Raw genomic sequence first — 22,976 nt, 5'->3', positions numbered from 1 at the left:
ACACATAGAACACGAACGGGGAGAACAAGTTGAAACACTCTATAATGAACAAACTTATTTCTATTATCCTTATATTTTCAGTAGTTTCAGGCCTTTTCGCAAACTGGATTCCGGCGATTACATATGCGGAGGAAGAACAGGGCAATTCCAATGAATTGATTCAGATTCTGATTGACGAATTTGGTACGACGGAAGGCTTTATTCAGGGCTATTTGGATCAAGGATACAATCTGAATCAGATCCTGTCAGCCTTCTTTAAAATGAGAGAGAGTCAGATTGGGTTTGACGAAGCACTAAGTGTACTTTATCCGAATGAAATCAATGAATCTCAAAGCGTTACAAGTGACGTATATGTAGAAGGTTTGCTTAACAACGATACATCGATTGTCAGTGTTGGTGCGGATCAATCCAGTATCATGCAACGATATGACACGTTTGCCGTGACCGAGGAGGTCTATGGGGAGTCTGATCTCGGCGAGTCAAAGAATGAAGAAGAGGAAGAAGAAAATTCTGAAGAAATCGAACAGCCTGTAACAGATACTGAGAGTGGGACATCTGAGACAGAGCAGCCGGCTGTCGAGGAGCCAGCTCAGGATAATAACGAGCAAACGGGATCAACGAACATCCCAGAATCTGAAAGCACAGATCAAGGTCAAAGTGATGTACCGGATGGTGAAACGCAAGATAGCACAGCTACTGCTGACGTCATCCAACCCTTAGCAGCGTCAACCAGCGTGCCCGATCCTGGGAAGCATATTACCGAGAAAGCACCGGTGTTTAACAAAAATTCGTTTAATGAAGCACCCTATACGGTGGGAGAAAACGGTGAAGCCATTTCTAACATGAGTGGTGGGTTGATGCTGGAACATGTAGATGCTACGCTTCCGGGCCGCAATGGCATGGGGTTTTCCTTGGAAAGACAGTATAACTCGGCATCCGCACAGTTTTACGATATGGATGTGGGCTATAACACATATGATTATCCAATTTACAAATATTTTGTCACGTATAGTGCGGTTAGAAAAAAGAAAATCCCTAAATACCATGTAAAATATCGTGAAAGCATGTGGTACCAGTTAGACAATAACGGGGATGGTACAGTAGATACCGAAACCTCGATTCAGGAAACCAAAATTATGCCGAAGGGCACGTATACGACAGAAGCAGAGGCCAAGCAAGTCGCAAGTCAGCGTATAGTCTACTACACAGCTCCTGAATCGCGCACAGAGCAAACCATAAAGTATGCTGCGAGCACGAATAACCTTCCGTCAAGTGTGGATTACAACAGTGGAGGTTTCAGTGGTACATTGAACAAGCAGGGCGGACCAACGGTAGTTTCCGGTGAATATAAACCAGCCCGTACCATTTCAGCGCCTACCCAGTCCTGTATTAATTCCATTCCTGGTAAATACGATGCCAAAGGGGTCTGGGTACAAACGGGTTCCGAGAGCCCTTGCCCGCAAACCAAAACGGCTACAGTACAAGGCCAGACCATTACATTGACTCGTTCGTCAGTAACGAATACGAAGGCTTGTCCATCACCAAATAAATCGGTGGCAAACTACGTGTGTACCAAGACATGGGAAGCCAAATATGATGGTTCTGTAACCATTCCGGCATCGGATACACGTAGTTATTCACAGACCTATTCCGGCACCGTCACTAAGCCAGGCGCTTACTCGTCCAGACGATATGATAACTGGGTGTCTCTTGGAGGCGGAGGCAAGCAACGTAAAGCATATAACGTGAATGAGCTCCCGTGGGTAGAAACTGAGATTACCGAGGGAGCGGCAGAATCAACAACTCAGGCGACGGATGGCACAGACTATTGGTCCGAAGCGAACGATCTCAAAAACGAAATTAATAACTATCCAAACGCTCAGTTTCAAAACGGCATTGATGATGGCTATAACTACTATATGGCTTCCAAGCCAAATGCAGAAATTCGCGCATATCAGGTGGGCAATGGTACAGATGTGACCTATTATAATAAAACCATTCCAAATCCTCTGGATAAAACCTATCCACTCGGTAAAGGATGGTCTTGGAAACTGCCATCCATCGAGACGAAGAACAATAGAAAAGAAGTAGTATTTGCTGATGGTGGTCGATACGAGATCGTCGGCAATACACTAAAGGGGTACGATTGGGAAGGTATTACGGTGAATGCAGATACGTCTGCTACTGTAAATGGTGAAACTTCTGCACTGGTCATGATATCTGCAGATGGATTAACAAAGCAATATTTCTCTACGGATGGACGTCTGCTTCAGATTTCAGATGGGCAGAAAAATGATGTTCAATTCTATTATGAGAACAACACAATATATAACAGCAAGTTGTTGACTCAAGTTAAGGATGCTATAGGCAATACGATTCGCATCAGTTATACGGCCTCAGCCGTAACAATTGTTCAGGGGAACCGCACGGTTACCTACAACAAACAAACGAAAAACGGCATGGAGCTGCTCGACTCTGTCATCGACCCATTGGGTAGAAAAACCACTTACTCATACAAGCTGGCTGATGCCAAGTTTAACTTGCTTGGGTTTAGTCCTGAACGCGCGGTATTGAATCCGTATGCGTTGCTCACATCCGTGCAGCATAATACAGGTGCCAAAACGTTCTACGAGTATGAAAATGGCCCCGTTAAACGATATATTGGTGAGGATTCTTTTAACGAAGCTTATCGTGTATTGTCTCGTAGAGACCAGTTAACCTATGAAAATGGCTCGACAGAGGATTATAATCGTCAGACATTGAGTTACACCTCAGATATGGGGGCGACGTTTGGACAGGATGTCACCTTTGTAACGTCCATCAATAATGGATTAACGAATACCCAATACAACTATCGCAAGGATTATATTAATCTTGACACACCCACACAGTTTTATCTGGATCGTACGATTGTAAGTGCTGAAGGGAAGACACAAACGACATCCTACACCTATGGTAAAACGGTCAAAGGACGAGGTTATGCGGCACCGACACCGACAGTGACCTCTGTAACGGATAACCAGGCGAAGGATGTGTTAACAACAACCCTGCAATTGGACGACTATGGTAATATCACGTCGATTACAGACGAAACTGGACGAACAACGACAAGTACGTATGATGGTACAAGACACTGGCTAACAAGTGTTACGGACATGGTGGACTCTGCCAACAAGAAATACACCGTAATCACGCGCAGTAATGTCGGAAATATTACGCAAATCATCAATCGTAAAGATAGTAGCTCAGGTGAACTACTGCAACAGGCGGACTATACCTATGATACCTATGGAAATCTGTTAACTCAACGTATTTCGGACGGCACACAGGAAAGAAATGCGACACTGGAGTATGACAGTCGTTATCAAAACGCATTTCCAACTCGCCTTAGCATGATGGTCACAGATGTGGATGGCAAAACAACACCGATAAGCACAATGTCGGAATATGACCTGTCTACTGGTGAATTAATCTCATCCACAGACGCTGAGCAGCGTACAACCAAATACCATTTGGATGCACTAGGTCGAACTATTGAGGTGATCCAGCCTGACGGGGCAACGCTCAGCGCATACTATGATGACATCAACAATAAAATTAAGGTTACCGATGAGCTAGGTCAGCAACGAATAACCAAATGGAATTCACTTGGTCAGGAGATTGAAAAAGGTTATTTCTCAGGCGGCAACTATGTTGCTGTTCAGCGAATGGGTTATGATCCATATGGTCGAGCTTCCTGGACAGAGGATGCACTGGGCAATCGCACCCGTAATACGTACGACAGTTGGAGCCGTGTGATGATGACCACGGAAGCAGATGGTTCGTCCAAAACGGTGAAATACGATGATGTAGCCCGTACAGCGACAAGTACAGATGCAGAAGGATATATTCAGATGCTCACCTATGATAAGTGGGGGAAAGGACTCAAGACAGAAGAGAAGACACAACTGGATCAGGCATTGCGAACACTTGAGAAGAATAAATATGATAACATCAGCGGCAACACCTTAGAGCAAACGGATGGCAATGGCAACGTTACAACGTTCAGCTATGATGTTATGGGTCAACTTCGCCAAGTGACCAGTGCCAATGGAGAAGTGACGCAATATGCTTATAACCTGTTAGGCAATCTGCTCAAGATGATTGATCCAGACGGTAACATTAAGGAAAACCGCTATGATCAATTAAACCGCCGTATTCAAACCAAGGACAAGTCAGGCAATATAACAAAGAGTTATTACGGTCCGAATGGTAATCTGACCAAACATGTGGATCGGAATGGTAATGCCTTCTCGTATGATTATGATCTGCGTGGCAACTTGATCCGCCAAACCAGTCCAGATGAAGCGATCAGCTTTACCGTAGATGCTGTTGGCAAACGAATGAGCATGAAGGATCGCACTGGCACCACGGCTTATCAGTATGATCCAGCGACAGATCAGTTGACGAGCATGACCTATCCGGATGGACTTACTTCGGAGTTCTCCTATGATTTGAATGGGAATCGAATAGGGATTAAAGGTCCTTTTGGAAATAATGTGTATTATTCGTATGATTCCATGAACCGAATGACGTCCGTTGGTACCGCGAAGGATGAACCCGTTGCTCAATACACGTACTATCAGAACGGATTGTTCAAGTCCGCGCAATCCTCCAATGGGGTGAATGATCGCTTAACTTACAATGGTCTGGATCTTGTTGGTCTGGAGCAAATGCGAGATCAGGCGTCCATAGGCGTGTATACCTACAGCTATGATAATAATAAAAATATCATTCAGCGTGAGCAGAAAGGCATTAAGGACAATTTTACGTATGATAAGCTGGATCGAATAGTGACCGCTAGTGGCAATAGTGAGCAGTACACCTATGATAAACAAGGCAATCGCTTGACGATGCAGTCAGACAAGGAAATCAATGCCGTCAGTAGCGAGTATCAATATGATACCCGCAACCGTTTGACACAAGTAACAAGAGATTCGACACAAGTAGGATATGTGTACAATGGAGACAATCTGTTGGTAGAGCGTACAGAGAATGGTGTGACGACCCGCTATTATTATGATGACAATGCAGAGATCATTGCTGAAGCCGAAGTACGCAATGGTAACCCTGAACTAAAAGCAAATTATATCCGCGGAGTAAAACTGGAGGCTATTGCGTATGCAGATGGTAGCAATGCCTATGTTCAAACGAACGGACACGGGGATATTACCGAGTTGAGGGACGTAAATGGTGCATTGCTCAACAAGTATCAGTATGATGTCTGGGGCAATCTGGAAGCGAAAGATGAGAAAGTTCACAATCCGTTCCTGTATTCGGGTGAGCTGTGGGATGATACGACACAGTTGCAGTATTTACGGGCAAGGTGGTACGATCCAAACTTGGGAAGGTTTATAAATGAGGATTCATATGAGGGTGAGTTGGATGACCCTCTAAGTTTGAATTTTTATACGTATGTGGCGAATAATCCCTTGAAGTATAAAGATCCTTCAGGTCATGATTATAAAATGCCTAGCGGAGATAGACTGAAAGAGTTGGCAAAAAACAAACAATATATTGGTATGCTCCAATCTTTATTAAGAAAGTCACTTATTACTCAACATAGTGGTTATGATAAATTATTGAATCCTGAGCAAGGTGAAAACCTTTCAGGTTTGAAAAAGATATATTTAATAGGTAATAGTGATTTTAAAGCTGTAGCTGCACTGCAAGCAATTTCTGTAAGAAACGATGGTTGTAGTTATATAATAAATGGCTGTCAAGGTGGCAGTGCTACCATTGCATCTAAGAATACTGCGGGCTTAACAATCAAATATTTCAACAGTAAAGGAAAATTGAGTCTGATTGATGTTTTTAAAGATAGCCAAGGAAATACCATAAATGCAGAGCTTATTCTTTTAGCAGGTATAGTTAATGTTAATGGGAATACTAAATGGGAAAAAGTGGATTCTGTTAACGCCTTTCTTCAAGCGAATGGTCTCCATATTTATGGTTATGGTCGAGCGGAACCGGGCATGCAAAAACTTCTTGTTAGGAATAGTAATAAAAAATATGTAGGAGAGATTCATGTAAATCAACCTGCTGGAAGAGGAAATGTTTTTCCAAGACATTTTCAATTCTATATGGGGAATAGTACCAAAACAGACCCCGGAAAACATTACTATGAGTAAGGAGATTGTTGAATGTATTTTATTAGAGGTTTTCATGAATTGTCTGATGAAAAGATTTTAGAAATTCTTTCTTTGTTTTTGGGACAAGAAGATGAGCTTTTATTTAGTTATCATGAGATTTATTTTCAAAATGAAGAGGATTTTGTCAAACAGTTTGTTAAGGATAGAAAAAAATTTATAAATGAGGCATGGGTTTATCCGATGTCATTGTTCCCTAAGCCGGAGGAAGAATTTACAATAATTTGGTTTGAGGCTAGGAATATGAATGAAGTTAAGTATAGCATCTCACTTAATAGTCTATTTACTGCTCTTGTTCACCCTAAAGATAGTCATTTTCATAACTACTCATACGTGCTTCATGTTTTTGAGGATATAGATTCTTATGTACTAGGAATTTATGATTACCATCAATCTCAGAGTGGTAATTCAATTCATGAGATTCTCTTGAAGATTAAAGATCTATCAGCAGACATCGAAATAGTCGATGAACAAAGACTCAAATGGGCTGAAACAGATGAAATATGACCTTTTTTTAAAACCAATGCAAGTAGTGACCTTACTCAATTTTGAGACTTAGAAGAAGTGTAAATGTAAAAGATTGGCGTCCGAAAATTAATCGGCGCCAGTTTTTCATTTTATAGTAAGCCGTTTTGGCTGTGAGAAGGTAATATTGGATAGATTACCTTCGAATTATCTGATTATGTGAAGGATGATCTAGAGATAAAATCAGAAGATTTTACGAAAGATGAGTTTTAAAAAACATTTTTCAGTCCAGTGATTCAAGTAAAATTCTTACTGAGGAGTAGTCTTAAAAACCTTGAACGGCGTAATGCCATTCAGGTTTTTTTTAAAATCAAATCCATACAGTAGACTGTACTTAAGCCTTCTGCCACATATAACTTGAGTGATGATTTTTACGGAGTAATTGTTGATTTGCTTATATTTAATCTGCAAACCACACAAAAACGAACGTATGTTTTACAAATACATTGACTTTTTGTCCTGGCAATAATATATTATTGTCAGGACAAAAAAAGAGGTGAAGCAAATGTCCGCCAAAAAGATGGGGCGGCCTAAATCTGACAAACCCAAAAGCAGAACGATTGATATACGTGTCGACGAGGAAATTATGAACAAGCTCGATATTTCGGCTGAAAAGCTGAATACGAATCGATCAGACATCGTTCGCAAAGGGATTGAGAAGATTTACGACGAGCTCCAAAAATAAAAAAAGAAGCAGCGCTCGTCCCACGAAGAACAACGCTGCTTCTTATCCCGCAATCACTTGTTGAATGAGCGACTGCATAAATATCCTACCATGTGCAGAACGTACATTCAAGTGAGGTGCGAGTTAATATACAGGAGGATGCACATGAATTCGATAGTAGAAGCATTATATAATGGACGACTTCGACCGGATGAGATGATGATGCCGACACATCCTGAATACCAAGCGTTAGGGCGGCAGATTGCATCTCTGACAGAGCAATGGAAGAATCGATTGAGCGATGAAGAATTCCATGAGCTTGAACAGTTATTTGACTTGTGTGGCAGATGTGAGGGCATGCATACGGAAGCAGCGTTTGCACAAGGTTTTCGTCTGGGTGCCAACATGCTGATTGAAGTCATGAGTCAGCGGGAGGAATCGGTGTTGGAGTTTAACTAAGTTTAACGATGTGAGCAGAGATCCGGTTTACTTTTACGGCTAAATTCTCAGAAAATGACGGCATACAACATACTTATTTTGCATCATAAAATGGTATCAAAAATTGATTATAACAAAGCCCTCAAATCCTCTCTGCATTCAGCAGCAGGGTTCGAGGGCTTTACTTAAACATAGAGTTAACAATATATATATGGAAAGAATCTGTTAAACAAAATTGTTCCTTAATCCGCAATATTCCCCGCCATTTTTAGGCGACGCGCAATTTCCTTAAAGTCTTCTTGCGATATACCTGGTGCAAATTCTTCCTCGACCGCAGGAGCTTCTGGAATCGGGAATCCTTCAGGAATCCCTTGGATGACTTCAAGAGGTTGTCCATCTTCGGGGTGAGTTCCTTTCCAGATCTGTCCAATCGTGTTGAAATCTTTATCACTATAGGTATACAGCTTGGTGTGTACCCCTTTTTCTTCATATTTACGAGCCTCGTTGAAGGCTTTGTTGTTCAGTGAAGGAATAGGAACCAGCTTGGTCACATTTACGCCAGTTGCAATCTCAAGCGCCTTTGCATAAGCAACCACATGCACACCACCGCGAACAAGCAGGTAACCAACCACTTCCCGGGCGGCCGGATGATCCGTCATTTCATATACTTTCATTTTATGGGTACGAGCGCCACATTCTAGGAAGAAGTTATGCAACAGATCCTCGACCAGGTTACCACTGTTGAAGACGTTTGCTCCCGTCCATGGATTACCCATAGAGTCAAAAGGCATTGCGCCTTGTGCACCTGCCAGATAGTGATATGACAGACGAGCATCCTTCACGGAACCTAGCGGCGTATCGTCAGGTTCTTTGTACTCGGTTGAACCTCTGAGGCACTTGTTAATGCCATGAGACACGAGCTCAACATGACCCAATTCTTCGGCGGTAATACTCATGACGAGGTCGTAGAAGGGCTTCAGCTTTTCTTTGGAACGAAAATTAAACGATTGATAGAGGTAGTTGTTCAACGTTGACATTTCTCCGAATTTGCCGCCGAGTAATTCTTGTATAGCTGCCGCAGCATTCGGATCTGGCTTCTCGACATTGGGAATCTCAATCAGGATTTCATCCAAGCGTTTGAACATTCGGGTGTAACCTCCTCAGATTGGTATTGCAGATCGTGTAGAATTTCAGATCGTGAAGTCACTCTGTCATGCCCTATTACACGTCTATTGGGTTTTTTAAACAAAAAATCAACCAAATGGGACTTAAGCATCGCATAACGCATGCCTCATCTCTTCTCCCTTTTGTTATTTCCAATACGGTGAATTTTATGTATAATCAAACATTCGAACGAGTCTTCACGTTACAAGAGAAGTGAGTCATGAATCCATAAAGGAGTAAGAGATGAACAAGCGTTGGATACAAATAGTTGGGATTGTGATGTTTCTAATGATTCTGATGTACATAAGCAGCAAGCCTGCCACAGCATATGTCGTTACGAACGAGGTTCAGGTGGATGAAGAAACGCGGGAGTTACTTGAAAAGAAATACGGGTTGGATCGTCCTGAGGAGCCGAAGACACAACAACACGTTTTCTCGGGTGACTGGGGAATGAGTTTCCGGACGGAGCCTACTGATTCGTTTGACCGGCTTGTTCATGTGGTTCCTTTTTCCCTACGGCCACTGGCCTGGATCTTTCGTTTATTCGTGTAAAATGAAACCCGGACGGGCAATATAACAGAAACATATTGTCCCAAGGAGTGAGTGAAATGAGAATGCTCATCGTTACCGTCATGTCGGTAGTCCTGAGTTTAGCCGGAATTACATCAGGCACAGGCGCCGCCATCCCTGATTATGCGAAGTGGGGAATTATTGCGGTCAAAGAAACACAGACCAAGTATAATGTGGATATTTTGGACTATAAGCATATCGGTCGCACCTCTCTAACAGCAGATCAATCACGGGAACAGTTCAAGCTGTGGGTTCGTGCGAAAGACGGCAAACAATTCGCAGTCTATGTGAATGTTGATTTTAACCCATCTACACAACAGTTAAAGAAAGTACAATTTTCGGAATCGGATCGGCACTGATCCGTTACTGAACCAGACTGCCTTATTCATTAAGGTGAAAGTCTGGTTTTTTTTATTTTACAAAATCCTTTTTTTACTATTGAATAAAGAACTTATGTTCGCATATAATATGAAATACAAACAAACGTTCTTATCGGAGGGATGATTATGCTAGGGAAATATATTGGCCAGATGGTGGAGCTTGTCTACATGGATCGTGCAGGGCAGATTACGCAGCGACAGATTCGAATTAACAGTGTACGTGGCGGGATGATTAGAGCATCAGCGGGAAAAGAAGGCTCGCCCCGAACATTTCTGGAGCAAGGTATTCTGGCATGGCGTCCTGTTACCGATCTGAATGGGGAGGTAAAGTATGCTGAACGACTTTGAACGCAAGATTTTGCGTATTATGGTGAACTATGCAGGACAACGGCGCAGGCTGCCGCGTATGGATGAACTGAAGAACAAGACGGGACGAAGCAGAGCTTACATTCATGAGTCTTTGCTAGAGCTTGAACGAACCGGGCACATCGCCTGGGAGAACCGGTCTACTCTGGAAGGGATACAGATTTTGCAGGCATGGGAACAGGTACAACAGCCGATTCGCAAAAGCCAACCTTCCGGTGATTCCGTAAAATATTTTACGGACTACTAGGGTGTTCTCAAACTTAAGCAAGCTATAAGATAGTTGGATGTCAGTATCTAAACAGTCTTGAAGTCCAAGTTGGCTGATCCTGGCGAATGAGTAGATAATTTTCTGAGGAACACAGGACGTCTTATTTGGCCTTCCGCTCCTCTTTTCAAATTGTAAGAAACATCAGACACCTTGTTTCCCGATATTCCCTGACAAAAACGCTATAAAAGGCCAAAAATTCTGATATAAAGTGTCTCAGATTCCTTAGATTTCTAAGGGGGCTTCAAATCCTTGAATAAGACGCCTCAGATTCGTTACCGCTCGTGGGCCTGAGTTCGGCTTTCAGTAGGTTTGAAGACACCCTCCAGTGAACAAGAAAACGCCAACCCGGGTAACCGGATCGGCGCTTATTGTGTCACATGTACGACATGTGCATCTATTTTAGAAATGGGGAAGTTGGTCCAGGTTGTTGGTTGGGTCACCGTCGGCATCTCCGCGAATGTACATTTCGCCATCCTTGCCTTTAAATACATTCACACCGGCAATAGCACCAGCTTTTACTTCTGCAAGTGCCTGCTGATAATCCAGTACACGTCCTGCTGAAGTCTGAAAAGCTGTCAGGTCACCGTCACCATTTTTCTGTACGGCTGTGAAACTCTCGCGTGTTGTTTGAACCATGATGTCACACTCTCCTTATATGACGAGATAGGAATCTGCTTACCTGATTAGCCTATCCGAATTCATCGGAAGTATGCACCATATGCTGATAAGACCTGCCAACGTCGAGGTTTTACAAGCTCTTTCTCATACGAACATGCAGAATATCTGCATCATAAAAAGGTTCTTCCGAAATCACTTCATAACCCAGTTTTTCATAGAATTTCTGTGCCTGACACTGTGCATCCAGTACAGAATAGGATAAGCCGAGTTCACGTGCCAGCTCCTCCATCGCGAGCAGAAGCACACGTCCATAACCAAATGAACGATGAGATTCAAGCACTGCGATCCGCTGCATTTTGGCCGTATCCTTGCTGTAATAGATCAGACGTCCTGTGGCTACAGCTTGGCCATCCGTACTTAACAATACATGATGCACATCCGGGCTGATGACATCATATTGATCAATCTCAATCTCGGCAGGCACCTGTTGCTCGATCACAAAAACGTGATGGCGAATTCCCAAGGCTTGCTCCAGTTGTTCTTCTGTCGATACATAACTAATCTCAGCTGCCAATTCCATTCCTTCTTTCTGCTCTTGCGCGACATATCAGACTGAATTATACAAAAAAATGTTTTTCCTGTATAGTGAAGTCTGGAACATATTGGGAGAGGAGGGGGTAGTGATGGGCATGACAGGCATCATGGTAATTACATTGCTAATGTCGGCGGGAATGATTACTCTGTTGTATTACGTTACGAAGAAAGCATACTCACGCAAGTGGGATGAAGACGAGTAATTCACCTGTTAACCTTCACGGCAAGACTTCACTGCTTCCTCGTGGAGAATATACATCTTGAATTACAGATTTGGAGTATACGTCCAGCCAGACCGGCAGAGACTCACCATTTTCATTGGGCTGTTGTAATTGTTGGAATTGTACCGTATGTTCATCCTTCTCCAAGCTGCAACCAGTAACGGTTGTAATGAGAATCATAAGCCCAGCAAAGAGAAAGAAGCATTTGGTGAATGTACATTTATTGGATTTTGACCGTTTTGTTATGTTTCTCATAGGGAATTCACCTCGTTGTAGAAATGGTAATCTTTCCTTTATTGTGCACCATTTCGGGTGATTTATAACCAAATAAATCATTGACAATGAACACGGTTACTTGATATGATACTGTTACTTGATTGGGAAACAGTTATATATCATGATCTGTTAGCTCAGCTGGGAGAGCACTATCTTGACAGGGTAGGGGTCAGTGGTTCGAGCCCACTACAGATCATACACGAGAAGCCTTACATTGTAAGGCTTCTTTTCTTTTTTACATACAAACATGAATGCGATTTGCGATAGTTTCAGTTTCTCTTCCTCTTTTTAAACAAAACTTAAATAAAACATAAATTCAGCGTAAGGTTCGTCTTCTATACTTGGTTCTGAGGTCAACATAGAACAGGAGAAGGAGAGAACTTATGAATTATTCAAGTCCATTTACATCAAAGTTAGCCAGAGTAGGGATCGCGGGTACACTGGCTTTAATACTGGCAACAAGCCCACTTGCCAACATGGGGGTTGTTGCCGCGGAAGCAGACCCAGCACCTGTATCTACGAAGATACATAACACACAGAAAGACTCTCTAGAGCAGACCCCGATTCAATACCAGATCCAGGCTCGATTAAATGAGAAGGACATGACGATCCAGGGGAGCGAGAAGGTAACGTACCGCAACACAAGCAAGGATGCACTCCAGCAGCTGGTTCTTCATACATATGCTGATGCAAACCTCTCCAAATCTACACAGGCGAGCATGTACCAACAGCATAATGAGAAGATTAGTGAAGATCACCCTGAGAAGACAGCGGAGGACTTTCTGGGTGGCATCGATATTCAGGCTGTAACAGCAGATAGCCAATCGCTGGACTTCCATAAGGAAAACCAAGCGTTGACCGTGCAGTTGAAAGAGCCCGTTCAACCAGGCGAATCGGTATCTTTCCAACTGGAGTTTCAGTTGAATATACCCTATGGCTCACAGCGAGTTTCCTACTACAAAGACATGATCAATGGTGCACACTGGTTCCCGGTGATGTCTGTATACGACGAGGTTGAGCATCAATGGAACAAGGCACGGTATAGTCAAACATTTGAGAGTGATTATTACACCTCATCGGACTTTGAAGTTCAATTCAATGTTCCTGATGAGTATCAGGTAGCCATGCCGGGTACGATCACCACTCAAAACAGTACAGAACATGGTCGTAAAGTTGTTTCTGCTGTGGCCCAGAACACAAGGGAGTTTGTGTTCTTTGCTAGCCCAAATCTTCAAGTGGAGAGTGTTACTCGTAACGGTCTGACGGTGGAATACTATTATTACAACGATGATCCATCCAAGAAAAAGATAGTTGACCGCTACATTAATCAGGCATTCAAGGTCATCGATTTCTATAGTGAGAAATATGGCAAGTATCCCTATCCAGAGTTCCGAATTGTCGAGACGTATGTACAAGGCGTTGCCGTGGAGTATGCGAGGCTCATCCAGATGGGACAGATTCAAAATGGTGCTGTTCCAGAAGAAGATACAACATTTGTTCATGAAATAGCGCATCAGTGGTTCCATGCATTGATCGGTAATAATTCGGAGACAGAATCCTTCCTGGATGAAGGCTTTGCTGATTTCTCGATGGTGTATTTTGCCGAGAAACAGGGAGATAAGCTAAATGGATTCAGATCCATACAGTTTGATACTGCGCCCGTAGATATGGCGATTGCGTCAACAAACGATGAAGCTGGGGATTTGGCAAGTTTGGTATATTATCAGAAGGGGCGACAAGCGATCTATCAGCTTTACCGTTCCGTCGGTGAAGAGAAATTTGACGAGTTGATGAGGACATATTTCAAACGCTACGTGTACCAAAATGCAACGATAGAGGGGCTGCTTCAAACCATTGAAGATGTGCTTGGTAAAGAAATACGTTCAGAAATGCAGATGGCCCTATATCAGCCTGATTTTGTCTTAAAGCCGGAATACCAACTATCACAAGAAGAGACCGCCGCCTATGTGCATAATGTCTTACAAGTGCAATATCAGGCTGTCATGGGTATGGTTCCTAATCTGCCTTATGAAGTGATGAATCGATTGATGGACAAAGCCCTTCAAGGCGAGGAATTAACCATTGTGCTCAGCGATCAGGTGAGTAAACTTACAACTAAACAGCAGGAAGATATGGTTAATCAGTTGACCGGATTCCTTGATATGACTGGTATGAGATACGACATTATAAGGGATCGCAAGGAACTGAAGCAAAAGATGAAAAAAGAGATCGGCAACAGCAACCTTATTGTCATTGGCAATGCCAAGTCAAACGGATTGGTGCAGGCTTTAAAACTTAACATTATCGACCGGACGAAACAGACGGGTTTTCCTTGGAAGAATACCATGAATCAACCTCTCACGGCTGGTGCATATGTTATCAAACATCCCTATAACCAGAATCGATTGATGCTTCATTATTTCTGGAATGAGGATCATCTGAGTGATGAGGCATTTGAAGCTTTTAAGCTGAAAATACAGGAGTCTATCGGCTTCACTAACGACTTTTACCAGTACTATGTATTGGATAACCAAGGCAAGGAGAAATCCAATAAAAAAATTGCGAATCCCATATCTTCACTTTTTGCGGAGTAATAAGGAATTGGTTTTGCAGTTTCTTCGTTCAAACAGGTTAGCCAATTTGTATTGGTTAGCCTGTTTATGTTTTATATGAAAACCAGACTTAGAATAATAGGCTGTAAGATGGGCATAATGCTTTAACACAAAGGCAACTTCATGAATATACTTATCGGGAGAAAACAATAGGAGGGATTAATATGAAGGATCAACATTATCCGGGCGTACCAATGAAAGGGACAGTTGCTGATTACAACTGTAAAGGAAATAAAGGAATGAACAAAATGAAAGCGTATTCATATAATGCTAGAATTTGTCCTATCCTTTGTGTTACTCAGGAGCCGGTTGCGAATGAGGGTAATGTTGTTGATTTTTCAATCCTATTAAAGGACACTTCGGATGTTTTATATTCGCGACCGGTAAATGGTAATACCCTGCTCACGAAGGAGTTGAGTTTCCATGTCTATGACTGATAATATTGCTCAGACAGCACTCGACGCAGCGATGAAGGCAAATAGGGCCGTTGCGCCTTATGATTATTGCGATGCAGAAACCAGACGGATGTACACGCCTCAATTTGATAAAAAAATGGACAATCCTATGTACACCGCTGCAATGGCGGGCCTTCAATCGATCTATTGGTTTCGGGCGATCAAAGTGAAGGGGCTTATCCCTGATGCAAAAGCAGATTATTATGCTACGTATTCTACCAATCATAATCACATCGGAGGAATTGGACTAGCCTACTCGAACAGCCCGACAGGACCATGGAACAAACACGGACAGGTGTATCTCGATACTGTGGTTGGGAATTCGACGGAAACTCCATTTGTGATCTGGAACGATGAAGAACAATTGTTCTTTATGTATTATCAACAAAACGGACTGGGGATCAATCAATCGACGGCACTTGCGACCTCTGTAGACATGATTAACTGGACAAGAGTGGGTTTGATTTTGGACAAACCTCCCGGGTTCCCAGGTGATGGTCATACCGGTTACTTCTCGTGTTTCAGAAATGGCGGCAAATGGATCGGTTTCTCGGTGATGGGCGGTGGTGACTTTGGCCGTAAATGTATCTGGCATTCACATGACGGACGTAGCTGGTTAGCTGATGCAAGACCATTAATGGGTGGGAATGATGCCACTTTAACTGCGGGAGAAAACATTTCGAGATCCAATGCTGGTGTATTTATGTACAAAGGGAGCATGTGGTGGCTGGGCATGTTATCGGCTTATGCTTCCGGTGGGGTTACGACTGTAGCTCGGCCTGCCATTGCCAAAATCAGCGCAGACTTTCGTCAACTGCTGGACAAACCTACAGATATATATTTTCCGGCATTGACTTGGGAGACGACCAACATGCAGTCCTTGATGGTGTCCGTTATGGACGGTGTAGTGTACGTGTATTACAATACCGATCATAATATCGGTGTAGCCTATTCGGTGGGGGTGTAGAGATGGTTATACGTGATGCAGCGGGTCAGATTGTGCCCTTTGGAAAGGTTCACAAACAGCTTGTGGCCGATTTTCTTTACGGAACGTTACCGGATTGGGTGGAGGTGGTGGGCACCCCTACGTTTGAGCCTTTGCCCGACAGAGGGACCATAACCGTTACAACACCGACAACGGCAGGAGCCACGGCAGAGTTGAAAATGAGGCATCTGATTGACAGCTCGAAAGTAACCGCAATTGCAATCACTTTGGAAGCGCTACAATTAAACGGGAACATTGGAATCTCAGTTCAGGTTGGCATTAAATCGAAGGATAGCAAGGCCGGAATCACTTTTTTTCAAAACGTAAATCAGAAGTATGGTATGGTCCGTGCCTATAAAACAGATGGAACGTATACGGATTTTAATCAAAACATGGTGTTCTTCACCACACATGGCGTAGCAGGAGATGAAGCACAGAACCGTAAGAATCTCACTGTGTTGCTCTGTACCGGATTACAGTTCTCAGCTGGGTTCGAGAGACCGTCCGTATGGCTTGGTGCGGATGATCAATATGGCGGTGTTGCTGCTGACCTTAGCGGTGGGTTGTTCCAACATGGAGAACTGCAATGTCTTTTAAAACTGACTACAAGTAAGGCCGAGGCCAAGTATTTCAAATGTGCACAGATGAAAGTGGATATCTGGAGTAATTAATCAAACAGGGAAGACGTATGAAGATGAACAAGGTGCATGATTTGAATTGGAATGAGGACGAGGATAAATAGATTATCTGTATGGATCGGTAAAAAGATATACGTGCAGTAATTTGGTACCTAAACACGGACGCTTTGAAAATGAAGTGCAGTGTTTGGGTACCATTTTTATTTAGAGAATGAAGTCAGGCCAAGTTTGGTGGATACAGCTAACAATTCAGAAAGTGCTCTGACTTTAGGTTTGGGCTTGTCCGGGGTTAGAAATGAATTATTCTCCAAACGTGTTTTAAACTATATTTTTTTATAATAACTATTTACATACACAATTTAATTGTGTACAATGTAATTGTTGGTGATACAAATGAGATCAAAATTTAGTCAAAATAAATCTAATCAACTAAAGGAGTTTTCACAAATGAAAACATTATATGAAACAACAGTAATCAATACAGGCGGACGTCAAGGCATCGTACAATCCCCAGATAACGTGTTTATGTTGGATGTTGCTGCACCACCAGAACTCGGAGGACAAGTGACGACAGCTACCAATCCGGAGCAGTTGTTTGCAGCAGGGTATAGTGCTTGTTTTAACTCCGCACTGGAGTTTCAATTGAAGAAACACAAAGTTGAGATTGAAAGAAGTACCGTAGCTGCAACCGTAATGTTGGTGACGGACTCTGAGGATAACGGCGTGAAGCTTCAAGTCGATTTGGAAGTTAAAATCCTTGGTCTGGATGAAGAAACAGCACAGAAGTTTGTGAAACTTGCCCATGACTACTGCCCATATTCCAAAGGAATCAAAGGGAACGTGAATGTTAACGTGGAACTCGCGTAATCACTGATACTATTTGTTGATAAGAAGCCTCCGAGAAATCGGAGGTTTTTTGGTGTTTTATGCATAAAAATCAATTTCACACTCAATTGTGGGTTATAATGGTAGTAAGTTTACACAAAACTGCTGAAAGGGGAATGTACTTATGATGGATTTTAGCAAACCACCCCATGGCTCTGAGACCGATACCCACCGTCAGCGTCATCAGGAGAATGAACAGAAATACCTGTCCGGAGGCAAGGGTATTTGGTATGAAATCAGCAACTGGCTCATTCTCGGAGGTATCCTCCTTGTCATATTTTTATTATTTAAATACGTTTTCTAAATAGACACACAACCGGGCGAATCCCCATATGATGCATTACATCAGTAAGCACTTGGGGAAATGGGGAATCCGGGATGGCAAAGGCAAAAGGTAAGAAAGCTCCCGCATTAAAGAGTGATAAAATACGTGTATCCATGAAGTTGGTCACATCGGATGTATGCGAGAGATGTAAGACACCATGTACACGAGGTATGGATTACGCTGCACGTATGAGAATTGAAGGGGCTTTAGGCAAGGGCGTTCCCTGTATATTGACCCGCCATACTTCTTCATAAACTCTTCGTATAATCCCGTATATATAACAATTATAGATCAGGGGCATCCTTTAATGAGGATCGCCTCTTTTTGTGCATTCCAAGGGGTGGAAAAAATTCTGGATAAAAAATGAAAAATGATGAAAAACAGCGCAACTTTGTGGATGAATCTGCAGTATAAATGTACAACAGCTAGCAGCAGGGGAGGGAATATTGACGGGATGAAATGGAAACGAATATTGCTTTGTGTCACGGTATTCTCCTTGCTCGGCGGGTCTTTATTGTTTGCAGATTCGGTGAACGAGAAGATTCGTGTTCTCATTAACGGCAAGGAAGCAGCTGATGGAGGTTATCTCATTGATGGAACGACCTATGTACCTGTAAGAGAAGCCGGAGGCGTCGTCAAATGGGACAGCAGTAACAAGAGAGTAACGGTGATCAAACCGAATGTACATATTTTTCTCTTCAAGGGAGACACTGTATTTGGCAACGTTAACGTAGGTAAGCTGAAATTCAATGTATTTTCACAAGTGGACAGTCTGACAGCAGATGTAGCTGCGGTGAAAGTAACGATTACCAATCCAAGCGGTCAGGTGAAGGATATCCAGTCCCAGGAGCTTACGACCCAGAAGGATAACTTCTGGTTCCGCACATATGATTTTACGTATGATTTCAGTCGTGCCGGCAAATATCAGGTCGGCTTTCATATTAAAGAAAATGCAAACAGCAGCTACGTCCTGGTAGCGGAGAAAATCATTACAGCGCTGAACGATTGAAGCGAAAATAACCCTGTGAGTTAAATTGACCTGTGTCATTGAACATGTTACGATATGCAAGGTTACACAATTTCTATTTATAAAGCGAGGTATTTCAATGAGCGATCACACACATGAACACGGCGATGGCTGCGGATGCGGGCAAGACCACGACCACGACCACGAGCATGAAGAAGTCCTTCTCACATTAACAGACGAGAATGGCCAAGACGTGGAGATGGTTTTGGTGGAGACGTTTGACGTGGAGAAGCATGTTTATGCGCTCCTGCTGGAACGTAACAATCCTGAAGCTGACGGCATCATCCTGCGTATGGAAGAAGAAGACGAGGAAATGGTGCTCTACAATATTGAAGACGAAGAAGAGTGGAACCGCGTTGAAGCGGCTTACAACGAACTCGTTGCATCACAAGAATAGTCATTCTTTTGGAACATAACATGAAGGCTCCTTGATTTCAGGGGGCCTTTTGTTTTTTTTTTAAGAGGTATACGAGCATTTACACCACCGGTTTGAACTACGAAATAGACGGGAAAATGCAAACTCGCTTGTCCCATAAAATAAAAACGGACCAAGCTAGGGCTTGGTCCTTTAAGTTTATCCCATGCACAGCGCAAGGGGGTTGTTTTAGAAAATGGCATCGGCTTCCACGATCACTTTAACGTTGGTTACGCTGCGGTCTTCGGGTCCTTTGACGGGTAATCCAACTTCGACATGATCGATGATGTAGTCGATATTTTCCTGGGTGATAACCTCACCCGGTAACAGGATCGGAATTCCTGGCGGATAGACATAGATGAATTCCGAGATAATACGTCCAGCGGATTCCTTGAACGGAATCACTTCGGTGTCACCGTAGAATGCGTCCCGTGGAGTCAGCATCAACTGTGGAATATCCGGAACTTTTACGACCAGTTCATGGGCCGGGTTCACTTGATAATAGGTACGGGAGAGATCCTGCAAAGCGTTCAGCAAGATATCCACACTATTATCCGTATCTCCTGGCGTAATGAGACACAGAATATTGTACATATCACTAAGTTCAACCTCGATGTTGTAATGTTCACGCAGCCAGTTCTCTGTCTCATACCCTGTAATACCCAGATGGCGAACATGGATCGTTACTTTGGTTGGATCATAGTTGAAAGTCGCTTCTGTACCCAGCAGCTCTCTGCCGAAGCAATACAGGCCATCCATATCGTTAATCGAACGTCTGGCAAACTCAGCTAGTTCAATCGCCTTCTGTGCAATCTCACGACCGTGGAGTGCCAGGTTACGTCTTGATGTATCGAGTGAAGCAAGCAAAATGTATGAAGTTGATGTTGAGGTGAGCAGACTCAGGATCGTCTGTACACGCTGTGGATTCACGAACCCATTCTTCGTGTTCAGGTTGAGTACGGAACTCTGTGTCATGGAACCACCAAGCTTGTGAACACTGGTTGCAGCCATATCGGCACCTGCTGCCATCGCAGACAACGGCAGATCCTCATGGAAATGAATGAGTACGCCATGTGCTTCATCAACAAGTACAGGGACTTGGTAGCTGTGTGCCAGCTCAACAATCTCTTTAAGATCGGTAACCACGCCGTAATAGGTCGGGTTAATTACAAGCAATGCCTTGGCATCTGGATGACGCTCAAGTGCGCGACGGATAGACTGTGTAGTCACTCCATGGTCAATGCCCAGATTGGCATCTTGTGAAGGAGAAACAAATACGGGTTTGGCGCCTGAGAAAATAATCGCGGACAGAACCGATTTATGCACATTACGGGGCACAATAATTTTGTCACCCGGTGAGCATACAGACAGAATCATGGTCATAATGGCACTGCTTGTGCCTTGTACACTAAAATAGGTATAATCGGCTCCGAAGGCATCTGCTGCCAAAATCTGTGCTTCCTGAATGACACCGGTTGGCTGATGCAGGTCATCCAACGGTGCGATGTTAATCAAATCTATGGAGAAGGCATTATCGCCAATAAATTCACGGAATTCGGTATCCGCTCCCAATCCTTTTTTATGGCCCGGAATATGAAACTGTACCGGATTGAGTGCCGCATGATTTTTTAAAGCGGTAAACAGCGGCGTACGGTGGTGATTCATCAGTGCTGTCACAACCCTTCCTAATAAAATTGGTAAACAAAGATGAGTATAGCAAATTAAGAACCGAATGCAACAGTATAATCGACAATTTTTTGAATTGCCGAGATTTGGACACATTCCCCACGGTTACACTAAGGATAGGGAATAGGCAATTGAACGGCGAAAGGGGAAAAAGAATGCAAACCGATACAAAACCAGCCAAAATTTTGCGATCACCATTTTTTATCGCGATGTGGCTGACACTTTTTCTAGTTGAAATTATCAAAGGGGCCCTGTTGGTAGCAGTTCTGCCGGTGTATATGGACAATATACTGGGTCTGTCTGCAGGCGTCATTGGTGTGGCATTTGCGCTTCAATATTTGGGAGATAATCTGTTCCGGGCGCCTTCCGGCTGGGCAGCAGAACGGATCGGGTTCCGCGCAACGATGGTTACAGCATTAATCTGTACCTTAATCGCTGTTATTATGATCCTTTTTCTCAAAAGTGCCGTTGGACTGGCCATGGCCTGTCTGATTCTTGGCATTGGTACGTCACCACTCTGGCCTTGCGCCATGACAGGCGTGACGGCGATGTCAGGCCCACAGAACAAGAATGGTACAGCAATGGGGGCGCTGGAGATGGCTGCTCTCGGCGGAACTGGGCTTGGACCTATAGGCATGAACTGGCTACTGGAGCGCACGCATCATGATTATCGCACCATATTCCTCGTGCTGATGGGTTGTGCCATTCTCGTTATTCTGGTGGCCATGATTCTTCCTGGACGTGTCATTGTTGAAGGAGAGCATGCCGAGCAAGCAGCGAAGAATAGTGATGTGAAATATCCAGCCAAACCGAATCTGCTCACGCCGTTCATCCGGCTGCAAAAGAGTGTGAAGGACACACTGCAACGGGTACGCAGCACACTTAATGTTAATCCACTGGTGTATCCTGCCCTGTTTATGCAGTCGTTTGTCATCGGGCTGCTCAGTCCAGTAATCACGCTATATACACGCACAGACCTGCACATCTCACCGAATCTATACAGTTTGTTGCTGATTGCAGGTGGTGGAATAACCGTCATTGCCTTGCTGCCTGTTGGTAAAATGGTAGACAGGTTTGGCACCAAGCCGTTCCTGAACATTGGTTTTTTGATGGCGGCGGCGAGTCTGTTCGCATTCTCCTCCATAACATCCATTCCGGTGGTGTTTGGTGTTGTCATGCTGGTGGGCATCAGTTATGCCATGATTTTGCCCGCCTGGAATGCTTTTGTAGCCACACTGATTCCCAAAGGAGAGCGGGGTGCGATCTGGGGATTCTTCCTTACATTGCAGGGATCAGGCATGGTTGTAGGACCTATTGTTTCTGGACTGCTGTGGGACCACGTGAGCCATCCGGCTCCATTCATCGGCAGTGCCATCGTCATGGCAGGACTTGCCGTTGTGCACTTTGTGTTATCCCGCAATCCGTTTCGCACCGCTCCGGCCAAATAAGCAAAAGAAAAGGGAGTTCCACCAACCGTCTTGGTTGTGGAGCTCCCTTTTTCGCGTCCAATATATCATGATAATCGGGGGCTTGCCCCTGTGCGTGTGCGGAAAGCTGCAATCCGGCGGTCCTTTCGGTGAAAAATAGTCAAATAACCAAGTACCCTTACATAAAATGAAGTATAAAATAGGGTAAGCCGATTGAGTAGAAGCGATTGAAGACGAGGGCCGGAGTTG

At 43.6% G+C, this 22,976-nt stretch carries 22 protein-coding genes and 1 tRNA gene; 18 read left to right on the top strand and 5 right to left on the bottom strand.

What is annotated here, in order from left to right:
- Positions 1-44 precede the first annotated feature (44 nt).
- From MHI55_RS21485 to MHI55_RS21470, 4 genes are all read left to right on the top strand, one after another.
- Entirely contained in the window at positions 45-6,170 is a 6,126-nt protein-coding gene (locus MHI55_RS21485; RefSeq protein WP_340386848.1) for an RHS repeat-associated core domain-containing protein, read from the top strand.
- 12 nt (positions 6,171-6,182) lie between these two features.
- Positions 6,183-6,695: a hypothetical protein gene (locus tag MHI55_RS21480; RefSeq protein ID WP_339186510.1), complete on the top strand. Its 513-nt coding sequence runs from the start codon at positions 6,183-6,185 to the stop codon at positions 6,693-6,695.
- A gap of 523 nt (positions 6,696-7,218) precedes the next feature.
- Positions 7,219-7,398, top strand: coding sequence for a ribbon-helix-helix domain-containing protein (locus MHI55_RS21475; protein WP_047843716.1), 180 nt, complete (start codon positions 7,219-7,221; stop codon positions 7,396-7,398).
- A gap of 144 nt (positions 7,399-7,542) precedes the next feature.
- The gene (locus tag MHI55_RS21470) at positions 7,543-7,836 is read left to right on the top strand and encodes a DUF6809 family protein (protein ID WP_339186511.1); all 294 of its coding nucleotides are present in this window, start codon (positions 7,543-7,545) and stop codon (positions 7,834-7,836) included.
- A gap of 221 nt (positions 7,837-8,057) precedes the next feature.
- Here MHI55_RS21470 and MHI55_RS21465 read toward each other — a convergent pair whose 3' ends face one another.
- Positions 8,058-8,960 (bottom strand): manganese catalase family protein, encoded by a 903-nt coding sequence (locus tag MHI55_RS21465; RefSeq protein WP_338587911.1) that lies wholly within the window; start codon positions 8,958-8,960, stop codon positions 8,058-8,060.
- A 262-nt stretch (positions 8,961-9,222) separates the two neighbouring features.
- Between MHI55_RS21465 and MHI55_RS21460 the strand changes: the two genes are divergently transcribed.
- The 4 genes from MHI55_RS21460 to MHI55_RS21445 all read left to right on the top strand — a co-directional run bounded on the left by MHI55_RS21460 (position 9,223) and on the right by MHI55_RS21445 (position 10,542).
- Positions 9,223-9,531, top strand: coding sequence for a hypothetical protein (locus MHI55_RS21460; RefSeq protein WP_340386846.1), 309 nt, complete (start codon positions 9,223-9,225; stop codon positions 9,529-9,531).
- Positions 9,532-9,587: 56 nt separating this feature from the next.
- The gene (locus tag MHI55_RS21455; RefSeq protein ID WP_036614744.1) at positions 9,588-9,908 is read left to right on the top strand and encodes a DUF3889 domain-containing protein; all 321 of its coding nucleotides are present in this window, start codon (positions 9,588-9,590) and stop codon (positions 9,906-9,908) included.
- Between the two features lie 147 nt (positions 9,909-10,055).
- Positions 10,056-10,277 (top strand): hypothetical protein, encoded by a 222-nt coding sequence (locus MHI55_RS21450; protein ID WP_017687387.1) that lies wholly within the window; start codon positions 10,056-10,058, stop codon positions 10,275-10,277.
- Positions 10,261-10,542 carry a hypothetical protein gene (locus MHI55_RS21445; RefSeq protein ID WP_339186516.1) on the top strand — a complete coding sequence of 94 codons (282 nt, stop codon included), beginning with the start codon at positions 10,261-10,263 and terminating at the stop codon, positions 10,540-10,542. The genes MHI55_RS21450 and MHI55_RS21445 overlap by 17 nt, the downstream gene beginning before the upstream one ends.
- A gap of 420 nt (positions 10,543-10,962) precedes the next feature.
- Here the strand turns inward: MHI55_RS21445 and MHI55_RS21440 are convergent, their stop codons facing one another.
- The 3 genes from MHI55_RS21440 to MHI55_RS21430 form a co-directional block, all read right to left on the bottom strand.
- Positions 10,963-11,199 carry a DUF3892 domain-containing protein gene (locus MHI55_RS21440; protein ID WP_340386844.1) on the bottom strand — a complete coding sequence of 79 codons (237 nt, stop codon included), beginning with the start codon at positions 11,197-11,199 and terminating at the stop codon, positions 10,963-10,965.
- A 112-nt stretch (positions 11,200-11,311) separates the two neighbouring features.
- Complete coding sequence (locus MHI55_RS21435) at positions 11,312-11,755, bottom strand: GNAT family N-acetyltransferase (RefSeq protein WP_036614958.1); 444 nt, start codon at positions 11,753-11,755, stop codon at positions 11,312-11,314.
- Positions 11,756-11,993: 238 nt separating this feature from the next.
- Entirely contained in the window at positions 11,994-12,176 is a 183-nt protein-coding gene (locus MHI55_RS21430) for a hypothetical protein (protein WP_340386842.1), read from the bottom strand.
- A 219-nt stretch (positions 12,177-12,395) separates the two neighbouring features.
- On the opposite strand from MHI55_RS21430, the gene MHI55_RS21425 reads away from it, so the two are divergent.
- The 9 genes from MHI55_RS21425 to MHI55_RS21385 all read left to right on the top strand — a co-directional run bounded on the left by MHI55_RS21425 (position 12,396) and on the right by MHI55_RS21385 (position 19,596).
- A tRNA-Val gene (locus tag MHI55_RS21425) sits at positions 12,396-12,468 on the top strand.
- 187 nt (positions 12,469-12,655) lie between these two features.
- Entirely contained in the window at positions 12,656-14,866 is a 2,211-nt protein-coding gene (locus MHI55_RS21420; RefSeq protein WP_340386840.1) for a M1 family metallopeptidase, read from the top strand.
- 182 nt (positions 14,867-15,048) lie between these two features.
- Positions 15,049-15,321: a hypothetical protein gene (locus tag MHI55_RS21415; RefSeq protein WP_047843710.1), complete on the top strand. Its 273-nt coding sequence runs from the start codon at positions 15,049-15,051 to the stop codon at positions 15,319-15,321.
- Entirely contained in the window at positions 15,308-16,306 is a 999-nt protein-coding gene (locus tag MHI55_RS21410) for a hypothetical protein (protein WP_340386838.1), read from the top strand. The genes MHI55_RS21415 and MHI55_RS21410 overlap by 14 nt, the downstream gene beginning before the upstream one ends.
- A gap of 2 nt (positions 16,307-16,308) precedes the next feature.
- Positions 16,309-16,995, top strand: a complete 687-nt coding sequence (locus MHI55_RS21405; protein WP_340386836.1) for a hypothetical protein — start codon at positions 16,309-16,311, stop codon at positions 16,993-16,995.
- A gap of 414 nt (positions 16,996-17,409) precedes the next feature.
- Positions 17,410-17,829 carry an organic hydroperoxide resistance protein gene (locus MHI55_RS21400; RefSeq protein WP_017687397.1) on the top strand — a complete coding sequence of 140 codons (420 nt, stop codon included), beginning with the start codon at positions 17,410-17,412 and terminating at the stop codon, positions 17,827-17,829.
- A gap of 142 nt (positions 17,830-17,971) precedes the next feature.
- On the top strand, positions 17,972-18,151 hold the full coding sequence (locus MHI55_RS21395) for a hypothetical protein (RefSeq protein WP_036614724.1): 180 nt from the start codon (positions 17,972-17,974) through the stop codon (positions 18,149-18,151).
- A 475-nt stretch (positions 18,152-18,626) separates the two neighbouring features.
- Entirely contained in the window at positions 18,627-19,181 is a 555-nt protein-coding gene (locus tag MHI55_RS21390; RefSeq protein WP_036614723.1) for a copper amine oxidase, read from the top strand.
- A 97-nt stretch (positions 19,182-19,278) separates the two neighbouring features.
- A complete protein-coding gene (locus MHI55_RS21385; protein WP_036614722.1) occupies positions 19,279-19,596 on the top strand; it encodes a DUF1292 domain-containing protein in 318 nt (105 codons plus the stop codon).
- Between the two features lie 207 nt (positions 19,597-19,803).
- On the opposite strand, the gene MHI55_RS21380 is transcribed toward MHI55_RS21385, so the two are convergent.
- Positions 19,804-21,279, bottom strand: coding sequence for an aminotransferase class I/II-fold pyridoxal phosphate-dependent enzyme (locus tag MHI55_RS21380; RefSeq protein ID WP_026080977.1), 1,476 nt, complete (start codon positions 21,277-21,279; stop codon positions 19,804-19,806).
- Positions 21,280-21,455: 176 nt separating this feature from the next.
- On the opposite strand from MHI55_RS21380, the gene MHI55_RS21375 reads away from it, so the two are divergent.
- The gene (locus MHI55_RS21375; RefSeq protein WP_282320796.1) at positions 21,456-22,748 is read left to right on the top strand and encodes an MFS transporter; all 1,293 of its coding nucleotides are present in this window, start codon (positions 21,456-21,458) and stop codon (positions 22,746-22,748) included.
- The last annotated feature ends 228 nt before the right edge of the window (positions 22,749-22,976 follow it).

The sequence above is a fragment of the Paenibacillus sp. FSL E2-0151 genome, from assembly GCF_037993015.1.
In the GTDB taxonomy this organism is placed as follows: Bacteria; Bacillota; Bacilli; order Paenibacillales; family Paenibacillaceae; genus Paenibacillus; species Paenibacillus amylolyticus.
Note: the sequence above shows the minus strand (reverse complement) of the source record. Positions and strands in the feature narration are given on the sequence as shown.